Annotated in this window: 20 protein-coding genes; 12 read left to right on the top strand and 8 right to left on the bottom strand. The window is 34.0% G+C overall.

Annotated elements, in window-relative coordinates; translation table 11 throughout:
* Window positions 1-129: 129 nt before the first annotated feature.
* Window positions 130-1,371, top strand: a complete 1,242-nt coding sequence (locus P8I29_05465; GenBank protein ID MDG1917250.1) for a pyridoxal phosphate-dependent aminotransferase family protein — start codon at window positions 130-132, stop codon at window positions 1,369-1,371.
* Here the strand turns inward: P8I29_05465 and dapA are convergent.
* From dapA to prmC, 4 genes are read right to left on the bottom strand one after another with little or no spacing between them, the layout of a single operon-like run.
* Entirely contained in the window at window positions 1,368-2,249 is an 882-nt protein-coding gene (dapA, locus tag P8I29_05470) for a 4-hydroxy-tetrahydrodipicolinate synthase (GenBank protein MDG1917251.1), read from the bottom strand. The two genes, P8I29_05465 and dapA, sit on opposite strands and share 4 nt — an antisense overlap.
* The gene (locus P8I29_05475) at window positions 2,239-2,796 is read right to left on the bottom strand and encodes a hypothetical protein (protein MDG1917252.1); all 558 of its coding nucleotides are present in this window, start codon (window positions 2,794-2,796) and stop codon (window positions 2,239-2,241) included. The genes dapA and P8I29_05475 overlap by 11 nt, the downstream gene beginning before the upstream one ends.
* A complete protein-coding gene (gene ligA, locus P8I29_05480; protein ID MDG1917253.1) occupies window positions 2,796-4,787 on the bottom strand; it encodes an NAD-dependent DNA ligase LigA in 1,992 nt (663 codons plus the stop codon). Before ligA ends, P8I29_05475 begins: the two co-directional genes overlap by 1 nt.
* Window positions 4,788-4,799: 12 nt before the next feature.
* On the bottom strand, window positions 4,800-5,639 hold the full coding sequence (prmC, locus tag P8I29_05485; GenBank protein ID MDG1917254.1) for a peptide chain release factor N(5)-glutamine methyltransferase: 840 nt from the start codon (window positions 5,637-5,639) through the stop codon (window positions 4,800-4,802).
* A gap of 31 nt (window positions 5,640-5,670) precedes the next feature.
* On the opposite strand from prmC, the gene ribD reads away from it, so the two are divergent.
* Genes ribD through P8I29_05505 form a run of 4 tightly spaced genes read left to right on the top strand, consistent with a single transcriptional unit; the run spans window position 5,671 to window position 9,053 of the window.
* Window positions 5,671-6,681: a bifunctional diaminohydroxyphosphoribosylaminopyrimidine deaminase/5-amino-6-(5-phosphoribosylamino)uracil reductase RibD gene (gene ribD / locus P8I29_05490; GenBank protein MDG1917255.1), complete on the top strand. Its 1,011-nt coding sequence runs from the start codon at window positions 5,671-5,673 to the stop codon at window positions 6,679-6,681.
* On the top strand, window positions 6,678-7,517 hold the full coding sequence (locus P8I29_05495) for a DMT family transporter (protein MDG1917256.1): 840 nt from the start codon (window positions 6,678-6,680) through the stop codon (window positions 7,515-7,517). Before ribD ends, P8I29_05495 begins: the two co-directional genes overlap by 4 nt.
* A complete protein-coding gene (locus tag P8I29_05500; GenBank protein MDG1917257.1) occupies window positions 7,518-8,132 on the top strand; it encodes a YigZ family protein in 615 nt (204 codons plus the stop codon).
* Window positions 8,133-9,053: a M20/M25/M40 family metallo-hydrolase gene (locus tag P8I29_05505; GenBank protein ID MDG1917258.1), complete on the top strand. Its 921-nt coding sequence runs from the start codon at window positions 8,133-8,135 to the stop codon at window positions 9,051-9,053.
* On the opposite strand, the gene P8I29_05510 is transcribed toward P8I29_05505, so the two are convergent.
* From P8I29_05510 to P8I29_05520, 3 genes are read right to left on the bottom strand one after another with little or no spacing between them, the layout of a single operon-like run.
* Complete coding sequence (locus P8I29_05510; protein ID MDG1917259.1) at window positions 9,043-9,678, bottom strand: aquaporin; 636 nt, start codon at window positions 9,676-9,678, stop codon at window positions 9,043-9,045. The genes P8I29_05505 and P8I29_05510 overlap by 11 nt on opposite strands.
* Complete coding sequence (locus P8I29_05515; protein MDG1917260.1) at window positions 9,675-10,082, bottom strand: thioesterase family protein; 408 nt, start codon at window positions 10,080-10,082, stop codon at window positions 9,675-9,677. Before P8I29_05515 ends, P8I29_05510 begins: the two co-directional genes overlap by 4 nt.
* A gap of 5 nt (window positions 10,083-10,087) precedes the next feature.
* Entirely contained in the window at window positions 10,088-11,017 is a 930-nt protein-coding gene (locus P8I29_05520) for an SPFH domain-containing protein (GenBank protein ID MDG1917261.1), read from the bottom strand.
* Window positions 11,018-11,145: 128 nt separating this feature from the next.
* On the opposite strand from P8I29_05520, the gene P8I29_05525 reads away from it, so the two are divergent.
* The 7 genes from P8I29_05525 to P8I29_05555 all read left to right on the top strand — a co-directional run bounded on the left by P8I29_05525 (window position 11,146) and on the right by P8I29_05555 (window position 17,339).
* Complete coding sequence (locus P8I29_05525) at window positions 11,146-11,823, top strand: 5'-nucleotidase (protein MDG1917262.1); 678 nt, start codon at window positions 11,146-11,148, stop codon at window positions 11,821-11,823.
* Window positions 11,813-12,742 carry a metallophosphatase gene (locus P8I29_05530; GenBank protein ID MDG1917263.1) on the top strand — a complete coding sequence of 310 codons (930 nt, stop codon included), beginning with the start codon at window positions 11,813-11,815 and terminating at the stop codon, window positions 12,740-12,742. Before P8I29_05525 ends, P8I29_05530 begins: the two co-directional genes overlap by 11 nt.
* 184 nt (window positions 12,743-12,926) lie before the next feature.
* A complete protein-coding gene (gene dnaA, locus P8I29_05535; GenBank protein ID MDG1917264.1) occupies window positions 12,927-14,360 on the top strand; it encodes a chromosomal replication initiator protein DnaA in 1,434 nt (477 codons plus the stop codon).
* 21 nt (window positions 14,361-14,381) lie between these two features.
* Entirely contained in the window at window positions 14,382-14,810 is a 429-nt protein-coding gene (locus P8I29_05540) for a low molecular weight phosphotyrosine protein phosphatase (GenBank protein MDG1917265.1), read from the top strand.
* Window positions 14,797-15,513 carry an SAM-dependent methyltransferase gene (locus P8I29_05545; GenBank protein MDG1917266.1) on the top strand — a complete coding sequence of 239 codons (717 nt, stop codon included), beginning with the start codon at window positions 14,797-14,799 and terminating at the stop codon, window positions 15,511-15,513. Before P8I29_05540 ends, P8I29_05545 begins: the two co-directional genes overlap by 14 nt.
* Window positions 15,514-15,571: 58 nt before the next feature.
* Window positions 15,572-15,946: an START-like domain-containing protein gene (locus P8I29_05550; GenBank protein MDG1917267.1), complete on the top strand. Its 375-nt coding sequence runs from the start codon at window positions 15,572-15,574 to the stop codon at window positions 15,944-15,946.
* A 16-nt stretch (window positions 15,947-15,962) separates the two neighbouring features.
* Window positions 15,963-17,339: an LptF/LptG family permease gene (locus tag P8I29_05555; GenBank protein MDG1917268.1), complete on the top strand. Its 1,377-nt coding sequence runs from the start codon at window positions 15,963-15,965 to the stop codon at window positions 17,337-17,339.
* Here the strand turns inward: P8I29_05555 and ettA are convergent.
* Window positions 17,336-19,024 (bottom strand): energy-dependent translational throttle protein EttA, encoded by a 1,689-nt coding sequence (gene ettA, locus P8I29_05560; protein ID MDG1917269.1) that lies wholly within the window; start codon window positions 19,022-19,024, stop codon window positions 17,336-17,338. The genes P8I29_05555 and ettA overlap by 4 nt on opposite strands.
* Between the last annotated feature and the right edge of the window lies 1 nt (window position 19,025).

A 19,025-nucleotide genomic window follows, 5' to 3' on the forward strand; every position in this document is an offset into this window, starting at 1 on the left:
CTAAAATAATCAGTTGCAAAGATAGTAATTGGAACGACTTTTAAAATATTTTATTTTACATAGTTTAAAATGTATTTTGTAAGATAAATACTATTGATTATTTTAGCCAACTTAAACGAACAAGTTAGTATGGATCTTTTTGACAAGATAAGAAATAATAGAGGACCTTTAGGCAAACATGCAAAAGATGCGCATGGTTATTTTACATTCCCAAAGCTAGAAGGAGAAATATCCAATAAGATGGTGTTTCGTGGTAAAGAAGTTTTAGTATGGAGCATCAATAATTACATTGGTCTATCAAATCAAGAAGAAGTCAGACGTGCTGACGAAGAAGCTGCTAAAAATTGGGGATTAGGTTATCCTATGGGTTCCAGAATGATGTCAGGTAACACTAACTATCATGAAGAATTAGAACACAATCTTTCTGCATTCATGAAAAAAGAAGATACTATCCTTCTTAATTTTGGATATCAAGGTATGGTATCCTCTATCGATGCTTTGGTAGACAGAAAAGATGTAATTGTATATGACAGTGAATGCCATGCTTGTATTATAGATGGTGTTCGTTTACATCAGGGAAAACGTTTTGTTTTTCCTCACAACAACATTGAAAACTTTGAAAAACAATTACAAAGAGCTCAAAAAATAACAGATGAAACTGGTGGTGGAATTTTAGTTATTACCGAAGGCGTTTTTGGTATGTCTGGTGATTTAGGAAAACTAAAAGAAATTACTGCATTAAAGCCAAAATATAACTTCCGCTTGTTTGTAGATGATGCTCATGGTTTTGGTACTATGGGAGAAACGGGTTACGGAGCTGGAGAACACTTAGGTTGTCACGATGAAATAGACGTTTATTTCGGAACTTTTGCCAAGTCTATGGCTAGTATAGGTGCCTTTATTTCGTCTACCGAAGATGTTGTAGAATTTCTAAGATACAATATGCGTTCTCAGATATTTGCAAAATCATTACCTATGCCAATTGTCATTGGTGCTATCAAAAGGTTAGAGTTGTTGCAATCTAGACCTGAGTTAAAAGCTGGTTTATGGAATATTGCTAATAATTTACAATCTGGTCTTAAAGAAGCTGGATTTAACCTTGGCAATACTGAGTCGGCAGTTACTCCAGTTTATCTTACAGGTGGTGTTGGAGAAGCAACTAACTTGACGCTAGATTTGAGAGAAAACTATGGTATTTTCTGTTCTATCGTTACTTATCCGGTTGTTCCTAAAGGCGTAATTTTACTTAGACTTATTCCTACAGCTATTCATACGTTAGAGGATGTTAGGTACACTATTGATTCATTCAGCGCTATTAAGAACAAGTTAGAAAAAGGTGAATATGTATCTGAGAAACTTGCTAGTTTCTAATTCAATTTTTCTAATTCTTTACTGATAATTTTTCTAAGATTTTTTGAAGATTTCACTAATGGTAGCCTTACTTCATCTTGGCAAATACCTAGTATGTTAAGTAAGGTCTTCACTCCTGCTGGATTCCCTTCTACAAATAATGGTTTAACGAAGCTCAATATTTTATAATGTATTGTATTTGATGATTTAACATCGCCATCAATAGCAAAATTGACCATTGATGAAAATTCATTTGGTAGAGCTTGTCCTAAAACAGATATTACACCCTTACCACCTAATAAAATTATAGGTAAAGTAATAGCATCATCACCAGAAAGGACCAAAAAATCATCTGGTTTTTTGGCAATGATTTCCATAATTTGCTCCATATCTCCACTAGCCTCTTTTACTGCAACGATATTATCAAAATCGTGAGCTAATCTTAATGTTGTTTCGGCAGTCATGTTTGATGAGGTTCTACCAGGGACATTGTATAATATGATAGGTAAAGGTGATTTTTCTGAAACAGCTTTAAAATGCTGATAAATCCCTTCTTGAGTAGGCTTATTATAAGCCGGTGAAACAGAAAGAATTGCATCTACACCACTTAAATCAAATGATGAAAATGACTGAATCACATTATCGGTATTATTACCTCCTATACCTAATACAATAGGGAGTCTATTATTATTAGCTTTTTTAACGCAATCTAAGACTGTGTTTTTTTCTTCTAAGGAAAGTGTCACACTTTCGCCCGTTGTTCCCATCACAACAAGAAAATCGACATTTCCATCAACACAATGATTTACCAAAGCTGCTAATCCATTGTAATCTATACTTAAATCCGAATTGAAAGGAGTTACTAAAGCTACTCCAGTACCACTTATCTTAGGATGCATTTCTCTTGTTAATTAGGTTAAGATAATGTTTAACTTCAGTCACTAAGGCGGAAAGAGTGTCTTTCTTGACATCAATCATCATATCATAGATAGACAAGTCTTCTTCATACTTACCAACCTTAAATTTAGCTTTTGATCCACCAGCCAAATATTTGACAGGCACACAATTACTAGTACACAAATTGATTAGAATATCGTAATCCTTCTCTAAAAAATTCTTGATAATATAGTTCTGTGGCTTATAATACCAATTCAAATCTTTAAGAAAGAAAAAATCAAATTGAAGCATTGGCATATGATGATGCGTTAGCTCATTTCTATTAACGAAACCTAAGGCTTTAACATCTTTTTTAGTTTTAAAAAGCTCATTTGCAAATTCACTCACAAGCATCATATCTTTCAAGTCAGTAGCATCATAAAGAATACCAATAGATTTAGCCGTATGTAAGTTATGTACTTCACGAGTTCTATCGTTGTACTTTAAATCACGCTTAAAAACGTAATCGCCAACCTTTTGCTTAATATTTTCTACAAATTGAATGTGCATTAACTTATCTTTTTAATGAATTCATCTTCGGATAATAAGGGAACATTTAACTTTTCGGCTTTTTGAAGTTTGCTTGGTCCCATATTCTCACCAGCGACTACAAAAGTAGTTTTTTTAGAAATTGAACCGACATTTTTACCACTATGTTGTTCAATAATTTTTTTTAGCTCATCTCTTGAGAATTTACTGAACACGCCTGAGATTACAATAGACATACCAGACAATTTAGATGAAATGGCTTTATTTTCTTCACCAATTTCAAAACATAAATCGTGATTTTTTAAGCGTTGTACAAGTGTAACATTGTTTTCATCATGAAAAAATTGAACAACACTTTCAGCTATCTTCCCTCCTATTTCATTGACATTTTCCAATTCTTCTTGTGATGCACACATTAGGGCATCAATGTGCTGATATTCTTTCACTAAAACTTTAGATACTGTTTCTCCTACATAGCGTATTCCTAAAGCAAATAGTAAACGCTCAAAAGGAATGGTTTTGGATTGTTTAAGCCCTTCAATAATATTAGTAGCCCATTTATCTCCATCCTTTTTAAAAGGTAATAAATCTTCTTTCTTTAAATCATATAAGTCTGGAATAGTGCTTATAAGTTTATTTTCGAAAAGAAGATCTATTGTTTCTGGTCCTATACCATCAATATCCATGGCTTTTTTACTGATAAAGTGTTCAAATTTACCCTTTATCTGTGGCGGACAAAACAATTCGTTAGGACAGTAATGCTTGGCATCGCCCTCAGATCGAATTAGTTCAGTTTGACATTCTGTACAATGACCAATATAAACGGTTGGTTGAGAAAACAAATCCCTTTCTTTTATAGCCACACCAACAATTTTTGGAATTATCTCCCCTCCTTTTTCAACATAAACTTTATCTCCCTCCCTAATATCAAGTTTTTCTATTTGGTCGGCATTATGCAAAGAGGCTCGTTTAATAATAGTACCTGCTAATAATACAGGTTCAAGGTTAGCAACTGGTGTTATAGCACCGGTTCTTCCTACTTGATAAGTGATTTCATTTAGAGTGGTTACCACTTGCTCTGCCTTAAATTTATAAGAAATTGCCCAACGTGGTGTTTTGGCAGTAAAACCCATTTGCTCTTGCAACTTCAAATCATTGACTTTTATAACTATGCCATCGATATCATAAGGCAAATTATGTCTTTTTTCGTCCCAATAATTAACAAAGCTGATGACCTTTTCTATTGAAGAACAAACTTGTATTTCATCTGGCATTTTAAACCCCCATTTTTTAGCGCTTTGTAAATTATCGAAATGTTTAAAGGATGGTAATTCTTTTCCAAGAAGATAATATAAAAAGCAGTCTAAAGGTCGTTTGGCAACTTCTTTGCTATCCTGCATTTTCATACTTCCAGACGCGGCATTTCTAGGGTTAGCAAATGGTTCTAAATCATCGGCAAGCCTTTTTTCATTCATTTGCTCAAAGCCTTGATGTGGTAAAAATATTTCTCCTCGTATTTCAAATTTAGAAGGATAATCACCTTTCAACTTAAGGGGAATACTATTAATGGTTTTTACATTGACTGTAACATCATCACCATGTGTACCATTTCCTCGAGTTAGTGCTTGCACTAATTCGCCATTTTCATATTTCAAACTTATGGATACACCATCGTATTTAAGCTCACAAACATATTCTATTTCGGTTTCAACCAATTTAGTTATTCGTTTATCAAAGCCTAAAAGCTCATCAGAAGAATAGGTGTTGCCTAGAGATAACATACGGTATTGGTGGGCTACAGTATTAAAAGATTTTATCAAATCTCCTCCTACTCTTTGAGTTGGAGAATTGGCATCGTAAAATTCTGGATGTTGTTTTTCTAACTCAATAAGCTCATTCAAAAGCATATCAAACTCAAAATCGCTAATACTAGGATTATCCAACACATAATAATTGTGATTGTGTTGTTGCAATTCACTTCTTAAAAAAACGATGCGGTCTTGTACAGTCATTAGACAACGAATTTACAATTTCCTAACGGCTTTTACCATCCTATTTTTACCTTGCATATCTTTTTTTATTAAGATGTCAGCAAAACCATTGTTCTCTAGCATTTCTTTTATTTCAACTGATTTTTGTTCATTTATTTCAAAAAACAATAAGCCTTCTTTTTGTAAATGGACTTTTGAAAATTCAATTATACGCTGATAGTACCGTAAGGCCTCATTGTCTGTTACGAACAAAGCCAAATGTGGTTCGTAATCCAAGACGTTTTTATTCATCCAAATCTTTTGGCTTTCTAATACATAAGGTGGGTTACTAACTATCAAATCAAAAGACTTATCTAAATCAATATCATTAAAAATATCGTGCTCTATAAAATCGACTTCTACATGATTATATTTTGCATTTTCTTGAGCTACTAGTAAAGCTTCAGATGAAATATCAAAAGCTGTTATATCAGCATTTGAATGTTTGGCAACAGCAATAGGAATGCATCCACTTCCTGTACCAATATCAGCAATATTCTTGAAATTATGTTCAAGTATCCACTGCACTAGCTCCTCGGTTTCTGGACGAGGAATTAAGCAAGATGGATTAACTTTTAATGTTAATCCATAAAAGTCGCATTTACCCAAAATGTATTGTAATGGTTCATAGGTCTTAAGTCGCTTAATTATATTTTTGTAGACAGTAATATCTTGTTCTGACAATGGGCTATTAGACGACAAAAGGTATTCCGAACGATTTAGATTAGACACAGAATCTATACACCAAAAAGCCATACTTTCAAGCTCATTGTTAGAGTAAAATGAGTTCAATTCCTTAGTGAAATATGGCATAATATCTTTAGTCATTTTCATCCGAGCAATTTAATTAAATTTGTGCGTGTTGATGGATAAAAAATACATGCAAGTTTGTATCGATTTAGCTATAAAGGGCTTTCCTATGGCAATGCCTAATCCGATGGTGGGTTGCGTTATTGTTCATAAGGATAAAATTATCGGACAAGGATATCATAAAGAATACGGCTCGTACCATGCAGAAGTAAACGCTATTAATAGTGTTGAAAACGCTGAATTACTAAAAGAATCGACCCTGTATGTTAGCCTCGAACCCTGTGCCCATTATGGCAAAACACCACCATGTGCAAACTTGATAATAGAAAAAGGAATTCCTAGAGTTGTTATTGGCAGTTTAGATACTTTTTCTGAAGTGAATGGCAAAGGTATTCAACGTTTAAAAGATGCTGGTATTGAAGTCATCACTTCTATATTAGAAAAAGAGTGTAGAGCAATCAACAAAAGATTCTTTACATTTCATGAGAAAAAGCGCCCATATATTATTCTTAAATGGGCTCAAACATCGGATGGTTTTATTGCTCCTTTAGACCAAAAAGAACCGTTATGGATAAGTTCTTCTGAATCCAAAATATTAGTACACCAATGGCGTAGTGAAGAACAAGCCATTTTGGTTGGACGCAAAACAGCTGAACTAGACAACCCTCGGCTTACTACAAGAGAAGTAAAGGGTAAGAATCCTATTCGTATAGTGTTAGATAGAAAACTAAGCTTGAAAATGGATTTAGCTCTGTTTAATAATGAAGCTCCTACTCTGATTGCAAATGACACTATCTCTTCAGAAAACCATATAAAAGTTGATTTTAATAACCTTGCATCATCCTTAATGAACCAACTTCATAATCGTGATATTCAGTCTGTGATAATTGAAGGAGGATCACAAACATTAAATACATTTATTGAGTCTAATATTTGGGATGAGGCTAGAGTATTTACATCAAGCAAATTATTAGAAGAGGGGGTTCAATCACCTACAATACAGTCTGTTATAAGCGGTTCGGAAACTATTGGAAAAGACACCTTAACCTATTTCATAAACACATGATAGAATTAACTTTATCAATTTTATTTACGATTTGTCTGTTTTTATTCTTCAAAGAATTCGATAGACGAAAAGTAGACACTTTAGAGGCAATTACTTTTAATTATCTTTCAGCTGGACTACTTTCCATTGCTTTTGGCAGTTCAGGTTATTCTCTAGAAAGCACCCTATATACAGATTGGTTTATTCTTACTGTTTTCTTGGGAATATTTTTCATAGTCATGTTTAATATAATGGCTTTAACTACTCAGAAATTGGGGGTTACTATTGGTTCATTAGCAAGTAAGATGTCCCTCATCATACCTGTAATTTTTGCTCTACTCTTTCAAGGAGATTCTTGGACTGCGCTAAAAACAATAGGTATTGTAATAGCACTATTGTCGGTTTATCTTACTGTTAAGAAATATGAAGAAAAAAATGGACCTATTTATTTAGCTATACTTTTATTTGTTGGTGCAGGCTTGCTAGATACTGTTTTATCACATATTCAATTCAAATACTTAGATTCACAAGCGTTAAAAGACTATTTCACCACTACTGTTTTTCTAGTGGCTTTTTGTGTTGGCTTTCTCATGCTAATTATCAAAAAACAGAAGTTTAAAATTAGAAATATAGTTTTTGGTCTATCACTAGGAATACCCAACTACTTAAGTATTTTGTTCGTATTGAAAAGCCTAAACAAAATGGATTCTAGCTTAGTCTTTCCTATATTGAATATTGGTGTAGTGGTACTATCTGCTCTTGTTGGCTGGGGTTATTACAAAGAGCAATTATCAAAATTAAATTGGCTAGGAGTCATTCTAGCTATTGTCTCAATATGTATTCTGATTTACTCATAAATGCTTTTTGAAGATTCATATCAAGAGGTGGTGGCCTCATCTGAAGGTCTTTTTAAAGATAAGGGCAGTAAGTTTATTGCCTATGCTTTTCATGTCAAAGATGAGGATGAAGTAAAATCTCGTATAGCAGAAATTAAAAAGAAGGAGTACGCCGCTCGTCATCATTGTTATGCCTACATACTGAATCCAGATAAATCGGCACAACGAGATAGTGACGATGGCGAACCATCCAATACGGCTGGAAAACCCATTTTAGGACAAATACTCTCTAATAATTTGACTAATACGCTTATCATAGTTGTGCGTTATTTTGGTGGTGTAAAACTCGGTGTAGGAGGTCTTATCAACGCTTATAGAAATGCTGCTGCTGCTGCTCTAGAAAACATCGTTATTGAGCAACGCTTTGTTAAGGAAGTCTTTAGTGTTTATTTTCAATATCCAGAAATGAATAATGTGATGCGAATAGTTAAAGATTTGAATCTAAATGTTATCGAGCAAAACTTTGAATTGGAATGTCAACTCACTTTTAGTATCAGAAAAAGTCAATCCGAAAAAATGCAAAGTAAATTTGCTCTCAATCATAAAGTAAAATTAGCCTATCAAAAAACAATATAAATGGAACTATTAAAAACACTTTGCCAAATAGAAGCACCTTCTGGTTCAGAACAGAAAATGACCGATTTTGTGTTAAACTACATTCAGAATAATCAAAAGCACTGGAAAGTTCAACCTGAACTGTATTATGGCGAAGGTTTTCAAGATTGTATAGTAATGGTTTTTGGCAAACCGACTACAGCTATTTTTGCTCACCTAGACAGTATCGGCTATACCGTAAAGTACAACAATGAGGTGATTAAAATTGGAGGCCCTACTACCAAAGAGGGCATCGTATTAGTGGGTCAAGATAGCCTAGGAAGAATTGAAGAAAAACTACAGCATAAAGAAGATAATAACGGCAACAAAACCCTCTATATAGGTGGTAGAGAAGTTGAAAGAGGTACTACACTCACTTTTAAAGTCGATTTTAGAGAGACTGATGACTTTGTTCAGTCTTGTTATATGGATAACCGTTTGGGTGTGTGGAATGCGCTTAAAGTGGCTGAAAATCTAGAAAATGGCATTATTTGCTTCTCCACATGGGAAGAACACGGTGGTGGTTCAGTAGGCTATTTAGCCAAATTTATTTATGAAAAATACGGGGTTAAACAGGCTCTTATTTCTGATATCACATGGGTAACGGAAGGTGTAAAACACGCTGAAGGGGTAGCCATTTCTATCCGAGATAGTGGTATTCCAAGAAGAAGTTATATCAATAAAATTATATCATTAGCTAAAGAAAGCCAAATCCCTTTTCAACTGGAAGTAGAAAGTGCTGGAGGTAGTGATGGAAATGCGCTACAGCGTTCGCCCTACCCTTTTGATTGGTGTTTTATTGGTGCTCCCGAAGACTTTGTACATACACCAGATGAGAAAGTACATAAGTCAGATATAGAATCTATGGTTAAAATGTATAATTATCTGATGATTAATCTTTAATCAATTTTACTGCAAAAACAGAAGCCACAGCTCCTAAAGTTGTAGAAACGACATATAACCACAGATGAGCTAAATGTCCTGATACAACTGCTGGAGCAATAGAACGAGCTGGATTCATAGACGCTCCCGATACAGGCCCTGCAAAAATAGCTTCAAAAGCTACTACCGAGCCTATCACTAAACCCGTCATTACGCCTACTTCTTTGCTTCCTTCAGAAAGAAGTAAAATGACAAACATTAGAATAAAGGTTAAAATAAATTCCAATACAAACGATTGTTGCCAAGTATCTACTGGCAAAGTAGCTCCTAATAATTCATGTTCTGGGAACATAACTTTTAAACTCAGACTAGCCACAAAAGCACCCATTAACTGAAAACTTATATATGGCAATAATTCTTTACCTTCAAAACGTTTGGCTACCCAAAAAGCAATACTAACTGCCGGATTTATATGTGCTCCTGAAATACTTCCTATAGAATAAATAACAGCCATAACGACCAAGCCAAAAGTTAAGCCAATACCCAAATGAGAAACACTACCGTAAAGATCATTTATGACCATAGCACCAGTACCCGCAAATACCATCATGAAAGTACCTAAAAACTCTGCCCAATATCTTTTCATAAACCGAAATGTTTTAATTGTGTGATTAACTCTTGAGGTGCTGAACAAGGCTTGTTTTTTGCCATATCAACAAAGACGAGTACAACTTCAGCCTCATTAATTTTAACTGATGATTCGTTATAAGTTTCAAAATGAAAATGAATTCGTGCCTTGGGCATTTCTTTAATGAATAGCTTAATAGTTAATTCTTCATCGTAAAATGCTGGTTTGAAAAATTTGGTAGAATAAGAAAGAACAGGTAGCATTACCCCCTTATCTTCCATTTCTTTATAGTTAATACCCAAACTCCTAAGGGCTTCTACCCGAGCCACTTCAAAGTAAGTAGCATAATTGCCATAATAGACGTAACCCATTTTGTCCGTTTCAGCATAACGAACTCTTAAGCTTGTTTGAAAGGTGAACATGTACTTTATTCTGATTTTTTATCTTTTCTCTGATCTTGTTTCTTCATTGCCTCACCAATCTGATTACTAGCCGTAAAAGAAGCTACCATATTATTCAGCATATCCGAACCGGCTTGTGGCGAATTAGGTAATAAAATAAGATTACTATTAGTGTCAGCACCAACAGCTTGTAAGGTATCGTAATGTTGAGTAACAACAATCAGTGCAGAAGCTTCCTGCGAATTGATCCCAACCTTATTTAACACTTCAACAGATTCTTCCAAGCCTCTCGCTATTTCTCTTCTTTGATCGGCAATACCTTGTCCTTGCAAACGTTTACTTTCTGCCTCTGCTTTAGCTTTCTCTACAATTAAAATACGAGCAGCATCCCCTTCGTATTGAGCAGCAACTTTTTCACGTTCAGCAGCATTAATACGGTTCATCGCATTTTTAACTTGAGCGTCTGGGTCAATATCAGTAACAAGAGTCTTAATAATATCATAACCGTATTCTATCATAGCGTCATTAAGCTCAGACTTAACCGCTATTGCGATATCATTTTTCTTCTCAAATACATCGTCTAACTTCATCTTAGGAACTTCCGCTCTAATAACATCAAAAACATAAGAAGTAATTTGGTCGTGAGGATAGTCGAGTTTATAGAAGGCGTCATACACTTTTGTTTTTATAACTTGAAACTGTACCGATACTTTAAGCTTAACAAATACATCGTCTTTAGTTTTGGTTTCAACAACAACATCTAATTGCTGAATTTTCAAACTGAGTTTTCCTGCAATTCTATCAATAACAGGTATTTTAAGCTGTAAGCCTGAATGACGTATTGAAGTGAATTTACCGAAACGCTCAATAACAGCTGCTGTTTGTTGTTTTACCACAAAGAATGTTAGGGGTAAAAGAATGATAACAAGAGGTAAGAGAAAGATTAATTTATTCATGATTGTTTTAATTTAAATTATTATTGACTTCAAATTTAATGAATTAGATTCGTTAACTTATTTTTGTAATCGTTAATTAATCAATAATTTTTTAACAATAATTAAAGTATAAACTTTAGATTTGTGTCATGCAGTTCATTTACTTTTTATTAGCCCTTGCGGTATTCAATCAATCCAATAGTGACTATTCATCAGTTAGCCGTGTGGTTTATGATGTCCAATCTACAGAAGTAGATAGCAGTATTTATTATACTATCCTACCCTACAAAACCGAATTAGATGCACAGATGAATACTGTTTTATGTTATTCGTCTAAAGACATGAGAAAATCAAAACCTGAGAGTTTACTCGGTAATTGGACTTCCGATGTATGTTTAGAAATGGCACAAGAATTATATTCAGATGATATAGACCTTAGCTTTTTCAATACTGGAGGTTTAAGAAGTCCATTACCACAAGGCGATATTACAAAACGTGACTTATTTAAGCTTATGCCTTTTGAAAACGAATTAGTGGTATTGGAATTGAACAAAGTAGAAATGCTTGACCTCAAAAGTTATTTCAACATCACTGAAGGGCAACCTATCGCTTTTGCTGATAACTTTACATTAAACGACACCTTATTTCTAGTGCTTACCACAGACTATTTAGCCAATGGTGGAGATAAAATGAAGTTCTTCAAAGATAAAACACAACATAAAGTTGGAGTTAAAATGAGAGATGCCCTTATTAATTACTGTACAAGACAGGATACTATTTCATCAAATTTAGATGAAAGACATTTAATTTTATTTGATGAAAACTAGAAGAAAATTTATAAAACAAATTGGCTTAGGCACAACATTATTAGGACTTGCGCCGTTTCAAGCATTCTCAACGCCTTCTCCAAAAAACGTAAAGCTTACCATATTACATACTAATGATATGCACAGCCATATAGAAGCTTTTTCATCTGGAAGAAATAAAGGATTAGGCGGTATGTTTCAATTATCTTCCTTAGTAAAGAAGATAAGACAAGAAGAGGAAAATATTCTTCTACTAGATGCAGGAGACATCTTTCAAGGCACCCCCTATTTTAACTTATTTGGTGGCGAATTAGAATTTAGACTAATGAGTGAAATGGGCTATGATGCTGTGACTATCGGAAATCATGATTTCGATAATGGTATAGATGGCTTAGCAAATCAAATGCATCATGCTAACTTCCCATTTATATCATCTAATTACGACTTCAGTAACACTATATTACAAGATAAAGTAATTCCACACAAAGTATTCAATAAGAGTGGTATTAAAGTAGGTGTTTTCGGCATTGGTATTGAATTAAAAGGCTTAGTTGATCCTAATCTTTATGGCAACACCAACTACTTGGACCCTGTATCTACAGCTAATGAAAAGGCACGTTATTTAAAGAATACATTAAACTGCGATTTAGTAATATGTCTTTCGCATCTTGGATTTAAATATAAATCCAATAAGATGAGTGATATGAAATTAGCTGTTCAAACAAAAAACATTGATCTAATCATTGGTGGCCATACACACTCATTTCTTAATGAGCCCGTAATTGTTCAAAACAGCGCTAATAAAGAGGTGTTAATCAGTCAAGTTGGATTCGGTGCAATTAAATTAGGGAAAATTGACTTTTATTTTGATGAAAATAAGTCAGAATTTCTTAATTTAGAACACTCTTTTAAGAGTAATACGTTAGATGTACGCTCCTAACAAAAAAGTTTTTAATTCTGCTTTCTGATAAGAGTTATTAAAAGAATTGAAAAAAAGTACATCTGTAAAAAAAACATTAAAATCAAGAGCTAGAAATTTTTTTTTAAACTTTTTTATTAACACATTTGTTTTTGAATTTTAACAATTAATAAAGGCGTATTTAATTTTTAATTTAACAAGTTAAATGACAGAAGATAAAGTTTTCGAGATTGTATGGAATAATTGCCTTAGCATTATAAAAGATAATGTTAGCCCGCAATCTTTTAAAACTTGGTTTGAACCAATTAAACCAATCCGCTTGAAAGGTGACGTACTAACAATACAGGTACCATCTCAATTTTTCTACGAGTGGCTTGAGCAACATTATATCGACTTACTTAAAAAGACCGTAAAGAAAGAATTAGGCGAAGATGGTAAGTTAGAGTATAGTATAGTAATGGACAACAACTACAATACTAAACCTTATGTAACAAAGGTGCCAAGTAGCGGCAAAGGCAATCTAAAGAACACACCCATTCACATGCCTATCAATATCAATGAGACTTCAATAAGAAATCCATTTGTTATTCCTGGGCTTAAAAAGATACAAGTTGATCCACAACTAAATGCTAATTTTTCATTCAACACTTTTGTTGAGGGCGATTGCAACAGGCTGGCTCGTTCTGCAGGATATGCAGTAGCGCAAAAACCTGGTGGCACTTCTTTTAATCCCCTACTTATTTATGGTAATGGCGGACTAGGAAAAACTCACCTTGCTAATGCCATTGGTATAGAGGTTAAAAATTTAGACCCTGAAAAGACGGTTTTATATGTATCAGCCGACAAATTCCAAACTCAATTTGTTGACGCCATAATGGACAACAAAAAGAATGACTTTATTCATTTCTACCAGTCTATAGATGTACTTATTATAGATGATGTTCAGTTTTTTGCAGGAAAAGAAAAAACACAAGATGCGTTCTTCCATATTTTCAACCACTTGCACCAAAACGGAAAACAAATCATTTTAACATCGGATAAAGCACCTGTAGATATGCAAGGTGTTGAACAACGTTTATTATCTCGCTTTAAGTGGGGATTATCAGCGGACTTGCAGTCTCCAGATTTAGAAACACGAATTGCAATACTGAAAAAGAAACTATACAACGATGGTATAGAAATGCCTTACGAAGTCGTTGAATATATTGCCTACTCTATCACAACCAATGTTAGAGAATTAGAAGGCGCTTTGATATCTCTATTAGCTCAATCTTCACTTAACAAGAAGAATATCACTATCGATTTAGCAAAAGAAATGCTAGATAAATTTGTGAAAAATACAGCAAGAGAAATTTCTATTGACTACATACAAAAAGTAGTTTGCGACTATTTCGATATTCCTATCGAATTGATGAAGTCAAAAACAAGAAAAAGAGAAATTGTACAGGCTAGACAATTAGCTATGTATTTTTCTAAACAGCTAACCAAAAACTCTCTTGCTAATATTGGTATTCATTGTGGTAATAAAGACCATGCTACCGTATTACACGCTTGTAAAACTGTCAATAACCTCATTGATACTGATAAGCAATTCAGAGCTTTTGTGAACGATATTGAGAAGAAACTAACACTCAATTAATATTTTCTCAAACTCAGTACAATGAAAATACTGTTTGTTTGTTTAGGAAATATATGTCGATCTCCTCTAGCTGAAGGTATTTTATCTCATATCAACCCTGATATTATTGTGGATTCTGCGGGAACGTCTAATTATCATATTGGTAACCCACCAGACTCAAGGATGATTGAAACAGCCAAAGCTTATGGAATAGACATTTCCAATCTTACTGCTAGACAATTTACTTCAAATGACTTTGATAAGTTCGATAAGATATTCGTAATGGACTCTGAAAATTATAATAATGTTGTGGCATTAGCACAAAACGAATCTCAAATGGAAAAGGTCTATCACACCTTATCTGACAACCGTAATGTTCCAGACCCTTATTTTGGTGGAAAAGACGGCTTTATACAAGTTTATGAATTAGTTTACGATGCTTGTCAAAAGATAAACCATGAAATCCAATAGAGGAAAACTCATACTAATACCTTGTACATTAGGTGATACAGAAATAAATTCGGTCTTACCTTCTGAAAATACACTTCAAATTAACAGTTGCTCCGAGTTTATTGTAGAAAATATACGTTCAGCAAGACGCTTTCTTATCAAGTCAAACATCAAAACTGCCATTGACGATTTAAAGTTCCATTTACTAAATAAACATACTAAAAATCTAGAGCTAACAAGTATGCTGAATAGTATTGAAGAAGGGGAAAATATAGGACTTTTATCTGAAGCAGGTTGCCCCGGCATTGCAGATCCAGGAGCTGATATAGTAAAAATTGCACACTCAAAAAAGATAAAAGTTGTACCTCTTGTTGGTCCATCATCCATTTTAATGTCCGTAATGGCATCTGGACTCAATGGTCAGAACTTTGCTTTTAATGGTTATTTACCAAAAGATAAGGCTGAACGTAAAAAGCGCATACTATTTTTAGAAGATTTATCGTTAAGACATCAACAAACACAATTGTTTATAGAAACACCCTTTCGTAACAATCATATGCTTGAAGATTTATGCAAATATTGCCATCCTAATACTGTGCTAGTAGTAGCGACAAATATTAGTACAGAATCAGAAAATATAACAAGAGATACGATTAAAAATTGGAGAAAAAAGTCTCTAAACTTAAATAAAAAACCTAGTGTTTTTTTAATTCACAAATACTAACTCTTGCAATTGCAAATTATTTGTATATATTGACAGCAAAGCTAAAAAACAAAAAAATATGCTATATCAACTAGAATATCCTTTACACTCCTCTATAAAAATACTATACGAACGCTTATCTACAATCAGTGGCTTATCCGAATGGTTTGCCGATGATGTAAACGTTAGTAGAGAAGGTATTTACACATTTACTTGGGAAGGAAGCTCTCAAGAAGCTGAACTAATCAGTAAGAAAAAAGGAGAACACATACGCTTTAGATGGTTAGACTCTGAAGATGATGAATACTTTGAATTTAGAATTCAAATTGATGAATTAACCTCTGATGTCTCTCTAATTGTTTCAGACTTTGCTGAAGATGAAGAGGATAAAGAAGACGCTACTAACCTATGGGATGCTCAGATTGATAACTTGAAGCATTTGATAGGATCATAATAAGAATTCTGACCGAATGAAAAAGTTACATCTTTTCATTATTAAATCATTTATCGGTCCATTCATTTTTACTTTTCTCATAGCAATTTTTCTATTGCTTATGCAGTTCTTGTGGAAATACATTGACGACTTAGTCGGTAAAGGATTGGATTTTATAATTATAGCTAAATTGCTTTTCTATGCCGCCGCTCGTTTTGTCCCTATGGCATTACCTATATCTATTCTACTTTCCTCTATCATGACATTTGGTAATATCGCTGAGAAAAACGAACTCATGGCTATAAAATCTGCTGGTGTATCTTTAAGGAAATGTATGACGCCATTATTAGCTTTTATTATTGTTATTTCAATTTCATCATTTCTATTTTCTAATTATTTTATGCCTTATGCCAATTTGAAAGCGGGATCGCTCCTATACGATATTAGAAAACAAAAACCAGCCTTAAACATTAAGGAAGGTATGTTTTATAATGAATTGAGTGGATACAGTATCAAAATTGACAAAAAACTAGAAAACGGTATTGATCTAGAGGGTGTTATGATTTACGATCATACCTCCGAACAAGGCAACGACAAAGTAATTGTTGCCGAAAAAGGGCAAATGTATCTGTCAGAAAACGAAAATTACTTTATCATTTCACTAGAGAATGGCTACAGCTACTATGAGATGAATATTAATAAAAAGAAAGAAAAACGCCCACTTCAACGCAGTCAATTTAAACAAGATATTTTACGTTTTGACATGTCTGATTTTGGTATGAAACGCACCAGTGAAGAATTGTATCGCAATCACTATGCGATGATGAATAACCAACAACTAACAGTAGCAATAGACTCTATTTACTCTAAATCAGATACTAAACTACAACTATTCAAAAACAATATTTCAGATAAGATTGAGGTAAACTACTCACAATTGGAAAGTAGTTTTGCTAAAAAAGACAAGAATATGGCATATTATCCCTCTAAGGTGTATAGCAATGCTATTTCCTCTGTCAAGTACTTAAAGTCGATGCTTAGTAATACCATTAACGATCAAAACTACGCTAATAAAATTGCAATTAAACACAAAGTGGAATGGCATAGAAAATGGACACTTGCTGTTGCTTGTATTATCTTTTTTTTAATTGGAGCACCACTTGGTGCAATTATTAGAAAAGGGGGCTTTGGAATGCCTGTGATTGTTTCTGTTGGATTTTTCATCACATACCACATTGTTTCAGTAACAGCAGAAAAGATGGTTAAAGAATCTGAATTGTCTGTTACAGAAGGCATGTGGACTGCTAACCTTATCCTCTTGCCTGTGGGTATCTTTTTGAGCTTAAAAGCTAATTCGGACTCTCAAGTATTTAGCTTACCCTCGATCAAAAAATTATTGGTAAGAAAGAATTAACGAACAAGCTTTTTATACCTTATACGTGTAGGCCCTACATCACCTAATCTCTTTTTACGATTTTCTTCATAATCGCTGTACCCACCTTCAAAGAAATAAACCTGAGAATCGCCTTCAAAAGCTAGGATATGCGTACATACTCTATCTAAGAACCAACGATCGTGAGAGATAATAACAGCACATCCACCAAAGTTTTCTAAGCCTTCTTCCAAAGCACGTAAAGTATTGACATCAAGGTCGTTTGTAGGCTCATCAAGGAGTAATACATTACCCTCATCTCTTAATGTCATAGCCAAGTGAAGTCTGTTTCTTTCTCCCCCAGATAAAACCCCTACTTTTTTGTTTTGGTCAGAACCTTGAAAATTAAACTTCGCTACATAAGAACGTGAATTGACTTTTTTACCAGCCACTTCGAGCAATTCATTACCACCTGTGACTTGTTCCCAAATGGTTTTTTCAGGGTCTATATCAGCATGTTGTTGGTCAACGTAAGAAACCTTAACCGTTTCACCAATACTAAAAGAACCACCATCAGCTTCTTCCTGTCCCATGATCATTCTGAACAGGGTAGTTTTTCCTGCTCCATTTGGTCCTACTATACCCACTATACCTGCTGGAGGTAATTTAAAGTTCAAATCTTCGTACAATAACTTATCATCAAAGGCTTTGGAAACACCATTAGCCTCAATTACATTAGTCCCTAATCGTGGTCCTGGCGGAATATATAATTCGATTTTTTCCTCTTGCTGTCTGTTTTCTTCACTCAAGAGTTTATCGTAATTACTCAAACGAGCTTTGGATTTGGACTGTCTTCCTTTAGGGCTCATACGTACCCATTCCAATTCTCTTTCTAGAGTTTTTCTTCGTTTGCTAGCTTGTTTTTCTTCTTGTGCCAAACGCTTAGATTTTTGGTCTAACCACGAAGAATAATTGCCCTTCCAAGGAATACCTTCTCCTCTATCTAATTCCAATATCCATCCGGCTACATTATCTAAGAAATACCTATCGTGAGTAATGGCAATAACTGTTCCTTTATATTGTTGTAAATGCTGTTCTAACCAGTGTACGGATTCAGCATCTAAGTGGTTAGTTGGCTCATCCAATAATAAGATATCTGGTTCTTTCAACAATAATCGACAAAGTGCTACACGTCTCTTCTCTCCTCCTGATAATACAGAAACAGACTTTTCACCTTCAGGGCAACGTAAAGCATCCATTGCGATATTAAGCTTAGTTTCTAAATCCCAAGCTCCTGCAGCATCTATTTGGTCTTGCAGCTCACCTTGTTTTGCCATCAGTTTTTCCATCTTATCTGGATTTTCATAAACTTCAGGTAAAGCAAACTGATTATTGATATCGTTGTATTCTGCAATAAGGTCAACAGCTTCTTGCATACCTTCTTTAACGATGTCCATGACTGTCTTGGAATCGTCCATTTCAGGCTCTTGCGCTAGATATCCTATAGTATGATCTTTAGAAAAATGGACATCTCCTTGAAAAGATTTATCCAAACCAGCGATTATTTTGAGTAAAGTAGATTTTCCTGAGCCATTAAGACCTATAATACCAATTTTAGCACCATAGAAAAAGGATAGGTGTATATCTTTTAAAACTTGTTTGTTATTGGAAGGGAAAGTCTTACTTACCCTGTTCATTGAAAATATGATTTGCTGGTCGGACATAATT

It is taken from the genome of Flavobacteriales bacterium, from assembly GCA_029248105.1.
GTDB lineage: Bacteria > Bacteroidota > Bacteroidia > Flavobacteriales > UBA7312 > UBA8444.